This is a genomic window from Desulfitobacterium dichloroeliminans LMG P-21439 (assembly GCF_000243135.2).
In the GTDB taxonomy this organism is placed as follows: Bacteria; Bacillota; Desulfitobacteriia; order Desulfitobacteriales; family Desulfitobacteriaceae; genus Desulfitobacterium; species Desulfitobacterium dichloroeliminans.
Genome location: NC_019903.1, coordinates 1,906,303 through 1,922,234, shown reverse-complemented (window position 1 = coordinate 1,922,234; position 15,932 = coordinate 1,906,303). Strand labels below are relative to the sequence as shown.

The window sequence follows — 15,932 nt, the reverse complement described above, 5'->3', positions numbered from 1 at the left end:
GGGTATCCTATAAAACGAACAGAAAATTGAACTGAATAGGGAGGAAATACAATGGATATTGAGAACCTTAACCAAAAAATTGATGGACTTAAAGATGAGATGATTAAAGCTGTCCAAAGTTGTATCCAAATCAAGAGCGTCAGAGATATGGATGCTGCTTTGCCCGGAGCCCCTTTTGGACCTGGTATAGGAGAATGTTTAGAATGGACTTTAAACCTAGGCAAGAGCCTGGGCTTTACCGTAAAGAATATTGATGGTTATGCCGGACAGATTGAGATGGGCACCGGAGAACTTTTCGGGATCTTAGGACATTTAGATGTGGTCCCAGAAGGAGAGGGCTGGTCTTTCCCACCTTATAGTGGTGAGATAGCTGATGGAAAGATATATGGTCGAGGGGCGGTGGACGACAAAGGGCCCACCTTAGCTGCCCTTTTTGCTATGAAAGCTATTAAAGATGCGGGAATACCTCTTCAAAAGAAAGTGCGTCTGATTCTTGGTACCGATGAGGAATCTGGCTGGGCGGATATGGATTATTACAAACAAAAAGAAGAAATCCCCGTGCTAGGATTTGCCCCTGATGCGGAATTTCCTCTAATCCATGCTGAAAAGGGTATTCTTCATCTCGAGTTTACTAAGCGAATTAACTTTCCTCACCTTAAACAAATTCAAGGAGGGGATCGTGCCAATGTGGTTCCTGATTCCTGTCGGGTCGTTCTCAACGGACTTACTCAGGACGTGGTTTCGCAAAAATTAACCCACTATTCCTTCCCTGAAGGGGTATCAGGTCGCATTGAAAATGATGGTGCGGCTACAGGTGAAAATCTAGTCCTCATTTTTAAAGGGGTGGGAGCTCACGGGAGCCTACCTCAGAACGGGAAAAACGCTGTCCTGCATGCCCTGCAATTCCTTCAATCATTGGCGCTAAACGAGGAGGAAAACAACTTAATTCAATGGCTCAATACAAGAGTCGGCGGAGGATTTTATGGCGAAGGCTTTAACATCGCCTTTGTTGATGAGCCTTCAGGGAAATTATCCCTGAATCTAGGTATTATAGAACTATCTGAAAATAACCTTCGTTTTGTTTTAGATATACGCTATCCGGTAACTTTTACTCAGGAACAGATTTTAACACCTCTGCAGGAACAAGCTGAGGAAATGGGTCTCAACATTAAAGTCCTCAGTCATCAAAAGGCACACCATGTGCCTAAAGATAGTCCTCTAGTTGAAGCTTTGTTGAAAGCCTATGCCGATGTGACAGGCCTCGAAGCTTATGCCTTTGCCATTGGGGGCGGGACCTATGCAAAAGTATTACCCCAAGGTGTTGCTTTCGGACCTCTTCTTCCTGGTGAGCCTGAAGTCATTCACTGTGCCGACGAATACATAGCAATCGATAGCCTAGTCTTGGCTTGTAAAGTATATGCTCAAGCAATTTTGAATCTGGCACGGGCTTAAGACTGGTTATTTGACTCAGGGAGGAGGCTGAATACATTGAATAACGCGCAACAATCCAGCGCGAAGGATTTCTTAAAAAGACTTTCCGAAAACTCAGGTGTATCAGGATACGAAGAGAGCCTGACTCCTCTGGTGCATGCTGAATTCCAACCCCTGGCTGACGATGTCTATACAGATGCGCTTGGAAACATCTATGCTCATAAAAAAGGGGCCGTTGGTCGATATAAAATCATGCTTGCAGCCCATATGGATGAGATTGGCCTTATGGTTAAGGGCATTGAACAGAGTGGTTTTATTCGTTTTACAACCGTAGGAGGGGTAGATCAGCGGACCCTTCTTTCCCAGGAGGTCATCATTCATGGCAGAAAACCCGTCTTAGGAGTTATTGGCTCCATACCGCCTCATCTTATATCCGACAATGGAGATAAGGCTGTAAAGATCGATGAGATGAGCATTGATGTGGGACTTCTCTATGAGAAAATCCGAGAAGTCATTCAAGTCGGAGATGTTATTACCCTACGACGTCAATGTATAGAAATGCTGAACCAGCTTATGGCAGGCAAGTCCTTTGATGATCGGGCCGGTGTGGTTGTGATGAAAATATGCTTAGAAGAACTGCAAAAGCTCCAGCATGCACATGACGTGATTGCTGTGACCACAACCCAGGAAGAACTCGGCTATCGGGGGGCTATAACCAGTTCCTATACCTTGAATCCGGATTTAGGCATTGCTATTGACGTAACACATGCTTTAACACCCGATACGAAAGGGCAGGTGGATATTGAATTAGGGAAAGGTCCAGCAGTCGCCATTGGACCTAACTTCCATCCCTTAGTATATGATGAGCTGCTAAAGAGCGCCCAAGAATGGCGTGTACCTTATCAGATTCATCCCGTACCGGGGCGTAGTGGCACAGATGCCTGGGCTATTCAAGTGGCTCAAGCAGGCGTCCCCACAGGTTTGGTCTCGATTCCCTTACGCTATATGCATACCACTGTCGAAACCATAGATATGAGGGATGTCATCCATGCCGGAAAGCTATTGGCCTATTTTATCGCCGGACTTCCTGAGGACTTGGAGGGAAAAATATGCTATTAAAGGCCTTAACCCAGCTCAACGGAACCTCAGGAGCTGAACAGGAAATCCGCACTACTCTCACGGAAGAACTGAGACCCTTTGTAAGTTCCATACAGACCGATAAGATTGGCAACCTCATTGTCCAAAAGAACTCGCTATCAACCGGTCCAAAAGTAATGATAGCCGCTCATATGGATGAGGTAGCGCTTATGATTACAGCGATTACCTCCGAAGGATTTCTTAAGTTTAAGCCAGTTGGCGGTATTGACTCAAGAATCCTCGTCTCCAAGCCCGTGCAAATCAATTCTTTGCTGGGGGTTATTGGGGCGAAGGCTATTCACCTTCAGAAACCCAAGGAACGTGAGCAGGCCTTGAAAATTGAACAGCTCTATATCGATATCGGTGCTACAGCCAAGGAAGAAGCTGAAAAACATGTCAAAATAGGAGATTATGCCTACTTCTATACAGAAACCGAGTCCTTAGGTGAAGGGTATTGGAAAGGCAAAGCTTTTGACGATCGAGTCGGCTGTACTCTTCTCGCTGAGCTCTTAAAGAAAGATTATCCCCTTAACCTCATTGGTGCCTTCACAGTTCAAGAGGAAGTGGAGTTAAGAGGATCTGCCATTGCGGCCTTCCATGTGCAACCGGATTTGGCCATCATTCTCGAAGGTACCATTTCTGCTCATATGATGGAAGTAGAAGAGGGTGCCTGGGTTACGGAACCGGGAAAGGGGCCGGCTCTTTCCATTATGGATAGTGCCACCTTGTATCAACCTAAGCTTCTTCAACAAGTGACAGAACTCGCGGATAAAAATGGCATTCCTTATCAATTTCGAAAAGGGCATAACGGTGGCAATGATGCCGGCTCTATTCATCTAAGCCGCGAGGGAATTCCCACAATCGCCATCAGTGTTCCTTGTCGTTATATTCACTCTACCGCATCGGTTATGGCTGAAGCAGATTTGCAAAATGCTCTGAAATTAGTAGATATAATCCTCAAGTCTATTCCCAATGAATTTAAGTTTTAAGGAGGACATTCTTATGCCCTATAATCAGAATCCTCTGGATTATTCATTATTGGAACGGTTAACCCAAACCTTTGGACCCTCTGGTGTTGAAGAAAAAGTGACTTCAGCTATTGCTGATGAGGTTCGCCCTTACTGTGATGAGATGAAGACAGATACCCTAGGTAATCTGATCGCCATCCGTCGTGGGACTGGCAAGAAAATTATGATTGCTGCCCATGTGGACGAAATCGGGGTCATGATTACGCATATCGATGAGAAGGGCTATTTGCGCTTCGCACCAATAGGTGGTATCTCCATACGTGAATTGCCCCATCGTCGAGTTCTGTTTCAAAGCGGTAGATGGGGAACCATTGGGGTCGAAAAATTAGAGAAGCCCATCGATCTTAAACTGGATAAGCTCTATATTGATATCGGTGCTACTTCTCAAGAAGAAGCCAAAACTCATGTGTCTATCGGGGAAAGTGCTGTTTTTGCCGGAAACTTCATTAAGCAAGAAAAGCGGATAACCGCCAAGGCAATGGATGATCGAGTAGGATGCTTTGTGGCTATCGAAGTGATGAAACGCCTGAAGAGCAATCATGAAATTTATTTTGTATTTACTGTCCAAGAAGAGGTAGGGACCCGCGGTGCCCAAATAGCTGCTTTTGCCCTCGAACCCGATTTAGCTATTGCCTTGGATGTCACGGGGACTGGAGATACCCCCAAAGCGCACCCCATGGATGTGAAACTAGGTCATGGTGCTGCCATTAAAGTATTCGACCGCTCGATGATTACTCATCCAAAAATCAAATCTTGGATGGCTGATACTGCTGAGCAATATAATATCCCTTATCAGTGGGAGGTTCTCGAATACGGTGGTACCGATTCCGGAGCCATCCATTTGAGCAAGGGAGGGATTCCATCAGGCGTTATATCTATCCCTACCCGTTATATCCATAGCCCCTCTGAGACCGTAGATCAAGGAGATATCGAAGGGGCTGTCCAACTGCTGCTAGCTCTATTGGAAGGCCCTGCAGAGCTAGCTATGATGCAAGGGAGCGCTCGCGCTCCGTATTAAACACTATACCTGAAGAAAATGCCGACCTTAGCCAAGATTATTGGCAAAGGTCGGCATTTTCATGGTGTCAGAAGTATAACTCCTGAAGTGTGACTCAGAACACATCAAAATTAGTTTGGATTGGTAAAATGGAGAAGAATGCTTTAGTTTATTGCAAATGGGGGAAGTATAAATGACTGAAGATGGTTTTGTGCTAGAACACTGCCGTAAAAATTGTCCTAAATCCACTCAGGACTGGTCATTGCTCTACGAGCAGCTCAATCAGCTACTTAAGGATATGGATTTTTCTACACACTTAGCGACAAAGTTTTCCTCAATTCACTATCATCATCTACCGAAAATCAGCTTAGCTGGTTGTCCTAATGCTTGCTCGCAACCCCAGATTAAGGATATTGGTGTCATCGGCTATCTATTGCCGAAATTCACGGAGGGCCACTGTACCGGTTGTCAAGCCTGTATCCGTTCCTGTCAAGAAAAAGCCTTAACTTGGCAAGAGGGATTGGTGTTTAATGAAGAGCTATGTCTTGGTTGCGGAGACTGTATCCGCGCTTGTAAGACGGGCAAGATAATATCTGGAGAGTCCGGCTGGAAGCTTTATCTGGGAGGACGTCTTGGTAGGAAACCTCAGCTGGCACGAATTGCCCAAGAGAAGCTTCAAGGTCACAAGGTTTATCGAAAAATAGCTCTACTGCTTGAAGACTATCTAGAAAACAGCCTTCCGAACGAAAGGCTTACCCATTTTCTTGACCGCCGTCCTGATCTCTAAGGGATGTTTAAAGGGAATTTTGGCGTTCATGAATCCATTCCTGTAATTGCTCAAGGCTAATTACTGTAATGAGTTTCTTTTCTATTTTCAAGATTCCCAAGTCCTTAAGCTCACCTATAATACGACTTACGGATTCCCTTGCTAAACTGCACATTCCCGCTAAATCCGTGGCAGAGAGGGGGATAGTAATAAAAATACCTTCAGCCGTCTTTTGTCCATGGACATGCGCCAAAGCAAATATCTTGGCCCCTAAACGAGATCGGGCATCGCCAAGGGCAATATTCTTAATTTGACGATAGGCGCGGCGAAGATCCAAGGCCATATTTTGATAAAAAGGCCATAGGTTGGAGGGATTTTCCTTAAGATACTGGAGAAGTATCTTTCGATCCAGCACAAATACTTCCGATATTTCGGTAGTGATGGCTGCATAAGGATAGACTTTGCTATCAAATATTACCTCCGGAAAAAAAGCGGGGGCTTGAAGAATCCGGAAAATCTTCTCGGTAAATTCGCTCATGAGCAAGATTTGCACTCGGCCACTGAGCAAAAAATATGCAGAATTACTTTCTTCACCGGTGAAGAAAAGAAATTGTTTCGCTGCAAATTGGCGAATCCTACCATGGGAAGCACAGTATTCCCAGAACGACTCAGGCAATTTCTCCCAAAGGGGATCGCTTTGAAATATCTCGAATCCAGTTATTTCACCTGTCATAGGGAGTGGTTCACCTCATTTCAAAATAAATAGGATAACCTCTTTCGATTGTCCAATTAGTAAAAATTCGCTATGGTCTTTAATAAACCCTCTTATGAGCAATGATAATAATTGCAATAATAATATTGTCCTTAACCTTATTTCCCATTATGTAGTTTTGGTTTATAATATATAATAGCCCGAGCCTAATAGCCTAAGGGTTTTTCTATGGTGTTAGGCCGTTTCAGTTTTACTGAAACCGGGGTGTGTTTAGAAATGAACATGCCTTCAGTATACGAAAAGGAGGACATATCAATGCAAAAAATCAAAATACAAGATGCAATTGGGGCTGTGCTAATGCACGATATGACACAAATCATTCCCGGAAAGACCAAGGATGCTCGTTTCAGAAAGGGTCATGTGGTTAAGGAAGAGGATATCCCTGTACTTCTCAGTATGGGAAAAGAACATATCTATGTGTGGGACCAGAAGCCGGGTCTTATTCACGAAGATGAAGCAGCAGAGCGTCTGGCGAAAGCCGTAGCAGGTCCTGGTCTTGGATTTAGCGAGACAAAAGAGGGCAAGGTTAATCTAATTGCCGAACAAGATGGCTTGATTTATGCATCCGAGGAAGGCATCTACGCTTTAAACTCTATAGAACATATTATTCTTGCTACACTACACAATCATCGTCCGGTAAAGAAAGGCGATAAAATTGCCGGTACGCGAGTTGTGCCTTTAATGATTGAAGAAAAGGTTATTCTGGAAGCAGAAGAAATCACACGTCAATTTAAGGAACCCATCCTCCAAATCCGCCCCCTACAATCCAAAAAGATTGGGGTGGTCACTACCGGAAGTGAAGTTTACCACGGAAGAATTCAAGATAAATTCGGGCCTGTGCTCCAAGGTAAGGTTGTCGAATGGGGGTCCGAGCTCTTGGGGCAAACCTTTGCCGATGATAACGTGGAAATGATTCAAGAACGCATCCGTGAACACATTGCTCAGGGAGCAGAAATGGTCCTAGTGACGGGGGGAATGTCTGTCGATCCCGACGATTTGACTCCAACTGCTATCAAGGGACTGGGAGGGGAACTGGTGACTTATGGTACCCCTGTGCTTCCCGGGGCGATGCTTTTACTGGCCTATCTAGATGGTATTCCCATTATGGGATTGCCAGGTTGTGTGATGTATTCTCGTAAAACGGTCTTTGACCTTGTAGCGACGCGCATTCTTGCCGGAGAGCGTCTGACCCGATTGGAAATTGCGAAATATGGACATGGTGGATTATGCTTGGAATGTCCCCAATGTACCTATCCCCATTGTTCCTTCGGAAAATAGAACCATCATTACGCTACAGAAATCACCACCATCACCATTGATACGAATTAGATTTTCATGGCAAACTGCATATTGACGAGGGAATATACTCAGAATAATCATGGGTGCTCAAACTATAGTGTAGAAAGGGCGGATTTTGGTATGGGAAAACATAAAAAAGTCTCACGTCCCAAATCTCCTGTTACCGTGAGAGACCCGCATTATCAAGAATATGATATGCAGAAGGAGCGGAACATCTACGACTATAAAGGGTACAGGCATCCTTAACTCAAGGAGAGGGACCAGCGTAAGCTGGACCCTCTTTTATTATTATTCGATTCTTCATGTCATCTGTCACCCTTTAGACTGCACTTGAATAGTATTATTGTTGCAGGAACATTCCGTTAGAAAGGGGAGTCAATATGTCGAAAAAACCAGTGATTAGAAAAATGTTCCCCGGTGGTGTTACTTATCTTGGCTTTCATTCCTATTACAACTACTTAGCCTCTACGGATGCCACACGAATCTATATTATTAAAGGTGGACCCGGGGTGGGGAAATCCACTTTTATGAAAAAGATTGGGGAAGAAATGGTTAAGGCGGGCTATGATTTAGAATATCATTGCTGCTCCTCAGATAATAATTCAATCGATGGGATTGTTATACCAGAATTGGGAATCGCCTTGTTGGATGGGACTTCTCCCCATATAGTCGATCCGAAAACCCCGGGGGCTGTGGACGAAATCATTAACTTAGGAGAGTATTGGGACGATTCCCTGATTATCCCTCACAAAAAAGATATTATTGACTGCAACAAAGAAATAAGCCGTTGCTTTCAGAGCGCTTACTTTGCTTTAAAGGATGCCAAAAACGCCATGGATGAATGGGAGTTCTATATCCAACCTTACCAAAATTGGCAGGGAATCAATCAAATTTACTTAAGCCTTAATCGTGAGCTTTATCAAGCTTCCTCCTGCCAAGGATCCGGAAAAATTCGTCGTTTATTTACCTGGGCGCATACTCCCCAAGGAAGGACACAATATATTGACAGCCTCATTCAAGGTATGCAGACCCTTTATCTGCTGACAGGGCAAGCCGGGACAGGTAAATCCAGTTTCTTAACCCGAATGGCTGAAGATGCTAAAACGCTGAATTATGATATAGAAATATATCACAATGCTCTCGAACCAGATAAGATAGATTTGCTCATCATTCCAGAGCTCAAAACAGCCTTAGCGATTTCCTCTGAACACTATGCTTATATCCCTGAATTCTCCGGAGCTGTAGTTTATCTTGACTTTGATCGTGAGCTCGACCAGTTGGGGCTAGAGGTTGTCGAAGAGTATATCGACCTTTGCCGGATTCGGGTTGAGCATAGCCTCCAAAGGGCTCAGATTCATTCCCAAAGAGCAAAGAAGCTACATGATAAGCTGGAGAGATATTATATCCCGGCAATGCAGTTTGAAGCTATCGATAAGAAACTTAATTCCGTTCTTGACAGCATAATGAAAGCTGCCAATAAAAATATTCATAGATAAATCTCCGCTAAAGATTTCAAGATAGAGTCATATAACCATCCACTATTGTTAAAAATAGAAGAGATGCTTTGGGAAAGAAGGGAGTGGAGGGAATGCTGCAGAGCAAAGTGCTTTGCAATTTTTTTGCCTTTTTGGGGAAGTATAGGTAAAATATAGATTGTAAAGAGTCAAAATTAAGGAGGGTTTTCCAGGATGAGCGTGCGAGTTGCAATCAATGGTTTTGGCCGAATTGGCCGCCTTTCCATGAGAGCTATCTTAGAGAGAAAGAGTCCTATCGAACTTGTTGCAATCAATGATCTGGGGAGTCCAGACTTATTAGGTCATCTCTTCAAATACGACTCCATCCACGGTATCTTGCCCTACGATGTAAAAGTAACTGAAAACACTCTTGAAGCAATGAACCAGAAAGTCATATTAATGGCTGAGAAAAATCCCGAGAACCTTCCGTGGCAAGACCTCGGTGTGGACCTGATTATCGAATCCACCGGGCGTTTCACAAAGCGTGATCAAGCCGCTCTCCATATTAAAGCCGGAGCAAAAAAAGTTATTATCTCTGCACCGGGAAAGAATGAAGATATTACAATTGTTATGGGCGTGAACGAGCATCACTACAATCCTGCCGAGCACCATATCATTTCCAATGCTTCCTGTACTACAAATTGTTTGGCCCCGATAGCCAAGGTTCTGCTTGAGGAGTTTGGGATTGAACAAGGAATGATGACCACAACGCACTCTGTAACCAATGATCAACGGATTTTAGACTTAGAGCACAAGGACTGGCGCAGGGCGCGGGCCGCTTATCAATCCATGATTCCCACAACCACCGGAGCGGCCAAGGCGGTAGAATTAGTCCTTCCTGAATTAAAGGGCAAGCTTAACGGGTTGGCCGTGAGAGTACCCACCCCTAATGTATCCTTGATAGATTTTGTTGCGAACCTCTCAAAAGCAACGACTAAAGAAGAAGTGAACCAAAAGCTTAAATCAGCAGCTGCCGGAAAGCTAGAAGGCTATTTAGGGTATTCGGAATTACCGTTAGTTTCCCATGACTATAACGGAAATCCCCATAGTTGCATTATTGATGGTTTGTCAACGATTATGCTGGGAGACCGTATGGTTAAAGTCCTCGCCTGGTATGACAATGAGTGGGGCTATTCCAACCGAATCATTGATCTTACCGAGCACATAGCAAGTAAAGGATTATAAAACTCTATCTTTTTGCCCTAAAGAATAGTAAAATTTAGAAAGAATCCAAAAAGAAGCGGTGATCCGCTTCTTTAACGTATGATTGGTCTTTACATAGCAGGGCCTAAATTTTATAGCGGAGGAAATATATGCGTAGAACAAAAATAGTCTGTACAATCGGACCAGCCAGCGAATCCAAGGAAAATATCCATCAATTGCTCAAGGCTGGAATGAATGTAGCTCGTTTAAATTTCTCTCATGGCACCCATGCCGAGCATGGCAAGCGGATTCGCACTTTACGGGAAGAGGCTCAAAGGCTTGACATCCATTTAGGAATCCTTCTCGATACCAAGGGTCCGGAAATACGCACAGGTATGGTCCCGGATTCAGGCGTTCAATTAAACCGTGAGGCGATTTTTATTCTTGATGGTGATCTTTCTACTCTTGGCTCAAGTGAGAGAGTAGGCATAACCTATGCCGAACTATGGAAAGAGGTCAGTCAAGGAACTCATATACTACTCGATGATGGTCTCATCGATCTTGAAGTCATTTCTGTAGCAGAAGAAAAAATCACCACCCGGATTCAAAACGGTGGGATTTTAAAATCGAAAAAAGGGGTTAACGTCCCAGGAGTCTCCATTCAACTTCCCGCTATTACGGAAAAGGATCGGGAAGATATCCTTTTTGGACTGCGGGAAGGAATTGATTTCATCGCTGCCTCTTTTTCCCGCAAAGCGGCTGACATCTTAGCCGTACGACGGTTGGTAGAAGAAGAAGGGTCGAATGTAAAAATCATTGCTAAGATTGAAAGTCGTGAAGGCATTGATAATTTAGACGAAATTTTAGAGGTCTCAGACGGACTTATGGTTGCCAGAGGAGACCTAGGGGTTGAAGTTCCAGTAGAAGAGGTCCCCATCCATCAAAAGGATATGATTAATAAATGTCATAGCTTGGGGAAACCCGTTATCGTGGCCACCCAAATGTTAGATTCCATGATGCGCAATCCTCGGCCTACTCGGGCAGAAGCCAGTGATGTAGCCAATGCAATCTTGGATGGTACAGATGCTATTATGCTGTCTGGGGAAACTGCTGCTGGTCAGTATCCTATCGAAGCCGTTGAGATGATGAACAAGATTGCTCTCCAGACTGAAAAGCACTTTCTTGATGGACGTACCTTTTATGATCCACATATCAACATCGCTGAAGCAATCAGTCACGCCAGCTATACCATTGCTAGAGACCTAGAAGCAGCAGCCATTCTTACCCCAACCCATTCGGGCATGACAGCCCGCATGATTTCCAAATTCCGACCCCAATCTCTGATCATTGCAGCTACTCCATTTGAACAGGTAGCCCGTCAGCTCTCCTTGTCATGGGGAATTAATCCTTTGCTCATACCGGAAAGTTCCGATACTGATCAACTTTTATCTGTTTCTGTAAATCAAGGGATTTCTCATCACCTTATTAAAACAGGGGACGTGGTCGTCATTACAGCAGGGGTTCCCGTTGGAAAAGTGGGTACTACCAATATAATTAAAGTTCAAGTGATTGGCGATGTGATTGCCAAGGGAACTGGAATTGGGCGCAAATCTTATTCTGGGGCAGCACGAACTTCTGATACCGACCTTGATTCCTTCAAACAGGGAGATATTCTTGTCGCTCCCTATACCGATAAAGAATTGATTAGTTTAATCGCCAAGGCAGGAGCCCTCGTTGTGGAAGAAGGGGGACTCACTTCCCATGGCGCACTCGCTGCTTTACACTATGGGATTCCAACCATCGTTGGCGCCAAAGATGTAATACGGAAAATTAAGGACGGTCAAATATTGACTGTGGATGCATTAGCTGGGGTCGTCTACGACGGTATTGTCAGCATTTTATAATTCTCTGGTTTCCCTTACTTTTCATTCATCAGGTGTGAGTAAAACGGCATGGAAGTCTATACAGTAAAACTACTCCCCTTGCTAATCGGCTAGAAAATAGGCCAGTAGAAGGGGAGTAGTTTTAGTTTGTAGCTATAGTTTACGATTTCCTAGGTTGACTTCTTCATTGTTTGGTTTCTGAAGATCCAGGGTATCCTTATCGATAGTGCTTTGGGTCCTATCATTGAATATTTCAATCATTCCTGCGTCACTTAATTCTGTAGCGATTTCGAAGAGTGAATCCCTTTTATTTTGAGCAAGCTTATTGACAAAGCGGTTAATTTTTACGGGAGGCACAAGGTTACGAAATTTTACTCCACCATATTTCATGATGCGTTCAGGCAAGACAATCCCTCCTCAAATATGTCATCTAAAGTTAGTATGTATTCCTTAGAATTTTAAATACATCGGTTCCCTTAAAAAAAATTAAAGCCTGTCCCTAAATCCGTCAGCGCTGACGGATTTAGGGACAGGCTTTGTCTGTGGTTGTTCCTATTATTAGTTAGCTCCTGTGATGTGAATCGGTGAGCTAAACTTTATCACCCTTGACTTGGCTGAGTGTATCTATTACCTGCCCACGAATAAAACTTAGATATTCTTGGCGCAGGGCTTCCTGTTCAGATTTTTCCCAGTCTTCTAATCCAATCGATGATCTTTGTTTCCGTGATAGTTCATTGATTCGCTCGATAAGGGTATTAATTTCCATCCGCTTAACTCCTTTTCAATAGATCAAACTGCCCATAGGCTAGTATAAAATTGCTTTTTTCGCAGTGCTTATATGATACCTAGATTCTACGTCAGTACTTCAAAAAGCATAATCAAAGCCTTGATAAATATGCGTTCCTTCGAAATTCAGCTTTCACCCATTGGGTGAAAGAAAAGTGCTCAAAAATATGTTAAATTATCAGCTTTTATGACTCGATATATGGTAAAATAATAGTAAGAAAAGTAGTAAAAAGGGGTTCTAATTATGATTAATAAAATTGATTTCAAAGCTAAGAATCTAACATCAAATGCAGGTCTTTTTCTGCTCCTTGAGAATGCAAAAAGCAATGGGATTTTTGATTTTATTGAAAATGACCTCGTATTTGATAATGACTCAACAAATAAAATCAAGATGAATCATATAAAGACCATGCTCTGCGGTCACTTCATTGGCATTGATAAGTTAGAACGTCTAAAGCTACTTCAAAATGATCCCCTCGTCAACGAGTTTGATATTTCCGTAAAAGAACCTGAAACAGTGTCACGGTTTCTAGGAAACTTCAACTTCAAGACAACCCAAATGTTTAGAGACATTAATTTTAAAGTCTTTAAAAAACTGCTCACTAAAAGTAAATTGACATCCATTACGATTGATATTGATAGTAGTGTAATTAACGTAGAAGGTCATCAAGAAGGTGCGTCAAAAGGATATAATCCTAAGAAACTGGGAAACCGATGCTACAATATCCAATTTGCATTTTGCGACGAATTAAAAGCATATGTTACCGGATTTGTAAGAAGTGGCAATACTTACACTGCAAACGGTGCTGCGGAAATGATCAAAGAAATTGTTGCTAACATCAAATCAGACGATTTAGAAATTTTATTTCGAATGGATAGTGGCTACTTTGATGAAAAAATTATCGAAACGATAGAATCTCTTGGATGCAAATATTTAATTAAAGCCAAAAGTTATTCTACACTCACCTCACAAGCAACGAATTCATCAATTGTATTCGTTAAAGGAGAAGAAGGTAGAGAAACTACAGAACTGTATACAAAATTAGTTAAATGGGAAAAAGACAGAAGATTTGTCGTATCTCGCGTACTGAAACCAGAAAAAGAAAGAGCACAATTATCACTTTTAGAAGGTTCCGAATACGACTACTTTTTCTTTGTAACAAATACTACCTTGCTTTCTGAAAAAGTAGTTATATACTATGAAAAGCGTGGTAATGCTGAAAACTATATCAAAGAAGCCAAATACGACATGGCGGTGGGTCATCTCTTGCTAAAGTCATTTTGGGCGAATGAAGCCGTGTTTCAAATGATGATGCTTTCATATAACCTATTTTTGTTGTTCAAGTTTGATTCCTTGGACTCTTCAGAATACAGACAGCAAATAAAGACCTTTCGTTTGAAGTATGTATTTCTTGCAGCAAAAATAATCAAAACCGCAAGATATGTAATCATGAAGTTGTCGGAAAACTATCCGTACAAGGGAGTGTATGAAAAATGTCTGGTATAATAAGAATATCATCAATAAAATTGAGTGTTGCTCTGTGGATAACTTGCAGAGTTTATTAAGTATCATTGCAGCAAAGATGAAATCAATGATTTATCAAAAATGATTGAAAGGTGGTTGTAAATAATGTTACAATGTGTGAGAAGCAGTCTAAATTCTTCGTGAAATAGTGATTTTTGAAGCTAATAAAAAACACACGTGGAATTTAGGTTTTCTTTATAAACATAGGGGGAATTGCATGAAACGTTGCCTCATCTGCCTAGAAGAATTGGATCTGTTTCGGGGTCTGGAAAAAGAACAGATTACAAACTTGTGTCAATGTACAAATAAAAAACGGCTGTCCAAAGGACACTATCTTTTTTATCAAGGGGATATTACAAGTACTATATTTCTTGTGAAATCAGGAAAACTTAAACTTGTGCAAAGTGCTGAAGATGGACATGAAACAATTCTGGATATCTGTGGTCCCGGTGAGGTACTAGGTGAGTTGTCGCTATATCAAGAACAAAAGGAATGTTCTAGCGCGTTAGCCATGGAAGAGGCTTGCATCTGTTGCTTTAGTAAAATGCAATTTGAAATGTTAATTAAGAAAGATCCTTCTTTTGCCTTAAGGATAATTGATTACCTTGGGCAAAAGCGTTATGCCAATATGAATTCAGATAAGGAAACTAGACGAACTGTAAAAGAAAGATTATTAGGTCTATTTTATAACCTTGCCAACCAATATGGGAAAAAGCTGCCAAACGCGACAATGATCGATTTAATAATTACGCAGCAGGAATTAGCTGATATGATTGGTTCTTCACGGGTAATGGTCATTCAGGCCCTTAATGAGTTAAAAGAAGCCAAAATAGTCGACCGCACTAACAGATATTACATATTAAAAGATGACCCTTGTCTTAGTACGCACATATTTAAATAATAGGGTCAAGCAGCTACTTCTCTGATTTTTAGGTATGGAAATTCAACTTTTCAAATTTTTTTATTAATTGTTAAATACTTAACAGTATTAGAAACATAAATCACCTTATAATAAATCATAATTATATTCTAGGAGGGATTTTCTTTGATAGCTTTAGGTCCTATAGAAATAATGAATCATACTCCCTGGCATTTTCTGGCTGCATGTGTGCTCCTGGTCTTATTTTTTATCGCTACTTTTAGTGATGACCAAAACCTAAAAACAAAACTCCGTAAAATCATGTATGTTGTCTTTGGCTTCGCAGTATTAACAGGATGCTATGTTTGGACACTTGTTGATTTTAGCCTTCCATTGTTAATCAAGAGCATTGGAGGTTTCGCACTCTTTTGGGTGATGATCCAACTCACAAAGAACCGATTCAATAAACTTTATTGGGGGTTATTTATTTTAATTGCCGCTGTAGGTTTGACATTGGCTTTCGTCTACATTTAATTGAATTAATTAACCTGTTATAAGACTAATTATCCGAAACAATATCAGGCCGCTTCTAACGGAGTAAAGGGTTGAACAAAGGGAAATACAAACGCTGTCAAGTAGTAAAATATACTATAGAAATTGATTAAAATGGGGGGCTGTAACGAAACTTAGCCCCAAGCGAAAGACGTCAATTATGGCGTCTATTCTTTTTGGGGTGTTGCAGGGTTGCATAGATTTTCCGTGATATAATATTATTTGTAGCTTGTCCAATAA

At 42.1% G+C, this 15,932-nt stretch carries 15 protein-coding genes and 1 riboswitch; of the genes, 12 read left to right on the top strand and 3 right to left on the bottom strand.

The window, feature by feature from the left end; translation table 11 throughout:
- Nucleotides 1-51 precede the first annotated feature (51 nt).
- The 5 genes from pepV to DESDI_RS09135 all read left to right on the top strand — a co-directional run bounded on the left by pepV (nt 52) and on the right by DESDI_RS09135 (nt 5,380).
- Nucleotides 52-1,452: a dipeptidase PepV gene (gene pepV, locus DESDI_RS09155; RefSeq protein WP_015262329.1), complete on the top strand. Its 1,401-nt coding sequence runs from the start codon at nt 52-54 to the stop codon at nt 1,450-1,452.
- Nucleotides 1,453-1,488: 36 nt separating this feature from the next.
- On the top strand, nt 1,489-2,550 hold the full coding sequence (locus DESDI_RS09150; RefSeq protein WP_015262328.1) for a zinc-binding metallopeptidase family protein: 1,062 nt from the start codon (nt 1,489-1,491) through the stop codon (nt 2,548-2,550).
- Nucleotides 2,541-3,557 (top strand): M42 family metallopeptidase, encoded by a 1,017-nt coding sequence (locus DESDI_RS09145; protein ID WP_015262327.1) that lies wholly within the window; start codon nt 2,541-2,543, stop codon nt 3,555-3,557. Before DESDI_RS09150 ends, DESDI_RS09145 begins: the two co-directional genes overlap by 10 nt.
- A 13-nt stretch (nt 3,558-3,570) precedes the next feature.
- Nucleotides 3,571-4,614, top strand: a complete 1,044-nt coding sequence (locus tag DESDI_RS09140; RefSeq protein WP_015262326.1) for a M42 family metallopeptidase — start codon at nt 3,571-3,573, stop codon at nt 4,612-4,614.
- 172 nt (nt 4,615-4,786) lie between these two features.
- On the top strand, nt 4,787-5,380 hold the full coding sequence (locus DESDI_RS09135; protein WP_015262325.1) for a 4Fe-4S dicluster domain-containing protein: 594 nt from the start codon (nt 4,787-4,789) through the stop codon (nt 5,378-5,380).
- A gap of 7 nt (nt 5,381-5,387) precedes the next feature.
- Here DESDI_RS09135 and DESDI_RS09130 read toward each other — a convergent pair whose 3' ends face one another.
- Nucleotides 5,388-6,092, bottom strand: a complete 705-nt coding sequence (locus tag DESDI_RS09130; RefSeq protein WP_015262324.1) for a Crp/Fnr family transcriptional regulator — start codon at nt 6,090-6,092, stop codon at nt 5,388-5,390.
- A 166-nt stretch (nt 6,093-6,258) separates the two neighbouring features.
- Nucleotides 6,259-6,393: riboswitch (molybdenum cofactor riboswitch) on the top strand.
- Between DESDI_RS09130 and DESDI_RS09125 the strand changes: the two genes are divergently transcribed.
- From DESDI_RS09125 to pyk, 4 genes are all read left to right on the top strand, one after another.
- Nucleotides 6,387-7,409 (top strand): molybdopterin-binding protein, encoded by a 1,023-nt coding sequence (locus DESDI_RS09125; protein ID WP_015262323.1) that lies wholly within the window; start codon nt 6,387-6,389, stop codon nt 7,407-7,409. Its footprint overlaps the riboswitch before it by 7 nt.
- A 401-nt stretch (nt 7,410-7,810) precedes the next feature.
- Nucleotides 7,811-8,926 carry a PRK06851 family protein gene (locus DESDI_RS09120; protein WP_015262321.1) on the top strand — a complete coding sequence of 372 codons (1,116 nt, stop codon included), beginning with the start codon at nt 7,811-7,813 and terminating at the stop codon, nt 8,924-8,926.
- 192 nt (nt 8,927-9,118) lie between these two features.
- Complete coding sequence (gene gap / locus DESDI_RS09115) at nt 9,119-10,129, top strand: type I glyceraldehyde-3-phosphate dehydrogenase (RefSeq protein WP_015262320.1); 1,011 nt, start codon at nt 9,119-9,121, stop codon at nt 10,127-10,129.
- Between the two features lie 128 nt (nt 10,130-10,257).
- On the top strand, nt 10,258-11,991 hold the full coding sequence (pyk, locus tag DESDI_RS09110; protein ID WP_015262319.1) for a pyruvate kinase: 1,734 nt from the start codon (nt 10,258-10,260) through the stop codon (nt 11,989-11,991).
- A gap of 132 nt (nt 11,992-12,123) precedes the next feature.
- Here pyk and DESDI_RS09105 read toward each other — a convergent pair whose 3' ends face one another.
- Together DESDI_RS09105 and DESDI_RS17640 are read right to left on the bottom strand one after the other, a co-directional pair.
- A complete protein-coding gene (locus DESDI_RS09105; RefSeq protein ID WP_015262318.1) occupies nt 12,124-12,375 on the bottom strand; it encodes a hypothetical protein in 252 nt (83 codons plus the stop codon).
- A 184-nt stretch (nt 12,376-12,559) separates the two neighbouring features.
- On the bottom strand, nt 12,560-12,736 hold the full coding sequence (locus DESDI_RS17640) for a DUF896 domain-containing protein (RefSeq protein WP_015262317.1): 177 nt from the start codon (nt 12,734-12,736) through the stop codon (nt 12,560-12,562).
- 264 nt (nt 12,737-13,000) lie between these two features.
- Here DESDI_RS17640 and DESDI_RS09100 point away from each other — a divergent pair, with 264 nt between their 5' ends.
- The 3 genes from DESDI_RS09100 to DESDI_RS09090 all read left to right on the top strand — a co-directional run bounded on the left by DESDI_RS09100 (nt 13,001) and on the right by DESDI_RS09090 (nt 15,674).
- Nucleotides 13,001-14,263, top strand: coding sequence for an IS1380-like element ISEcp1 family transposase (locus DESDI_RS09100; RefSeq protein WP_000608644.1), 1,263 nt, complete (start codon nt 13,001-13,003; stop codon nt 14,261-14,263).
- A gap of 235 nt (nt 14,264-14,498) precedes the next feature.
- On the top strand, nt 14,499-15,182 hold the full coding sequence (locus DESDI_RS09095) for a Crp/Fnr family transcriptional regulator (RefSeq protein WP_015262316.1): 684 nt from the start codon (nt 14,499-14,501) through the stop codon (nt 15,180-15,182).
- Nucleotides 15,183-15,326: 144 nt separating this feature from the next.
- Complete coding sequence (locus DESDI_RS09090) at nt 15,327-15,674, top strand: hypothetical protein (protein WP_015262315.1); 348 nt, start codon at nt 15,327-15,329, stop codon at nt 15,672-15,674.
- Nucleotides 15,675-15,932 lie beyond the last annotated feature (258 nt).

Coding starts and splice junctions, on each gene's coding strand:
- pepV (WP_015262329.1), top strand. CDS start 52: ATGGATATTGAGAACCTTAACCAAAAAATTGATGGACTTAAAGATGAG.
- DESDI_RS09145 (WP_015262327.1), top strand. CDS start 2,541: ATGCTATTAAAGGCCTTAACCCAGCTCAACGGAACCTCAGGAGCTGAA.
- DESDI_RS09140 (WP_015262326.1), top strand. CDS start 3,571: ATGCCCTATAATCAGAATCCTCTGGATTATTCATTATTGGAACGGTTA.
- DESDI_RS09135 (WP_015262325.1), top strand. CDS start 4,787: ATGACTGAAGATGGTTTTGTGCTAGAACACTGCCGTAAAAATTGTCCT.
- DESDI_RS09130 (WP_015262324.1), bottom strand. CDS start 6,092: ATGACAGGTGAAATAACTGGATTCGAGATATTTCAAAGCGATCCCCTT.
- DESDI_RS09125 (WP_015262323.1), top strand. CDS start 6,387: ATGCAAAAAATCAAAATACAAGATGCAATTGGGGCTGTGCTAATGCAC.
- DESDI_RS09120 (WP_015262321.1), top strand. CDS start 7,811: ATGTCGAAAAAACCAGTGATTAGAAAAATGTTCCCCGGTGGTGTTACT.
- gap (WP_015262320.1), top strand. CDS start 9,119: ATGAGCGTGCGAGTTGCAATCAATGGTTTTGGCCGAATTGGCCGCCTT.
- pyk (WP_015262319.1), top strand. CDS start 10,258: ATGCGTAGAACAAAAATAGTCTGTACAATCGGACCAGCCAGCGAATCC.
- DESDI_RS17640 (WP_015262317.1), bottom strand. CDS start 12,736: ATGGAAATTAATACCCTTATCGAGCGAATCAATGAACTATCACGGAAA.
- DESDI_RS09100 (WP_000608644.1), top strand. CDS start 13,001: ATGATTAATAAAATTGATTTCAAAGCTAAGAATCTAACATCAAATGCA.
- DESDI_RS09095 (WP_015262316.1), top strand. CDS start 14,499: ATGAAACGTTGCCTCATCTGCCTAGAAGAATTGGATCTGTTTCGGGGT.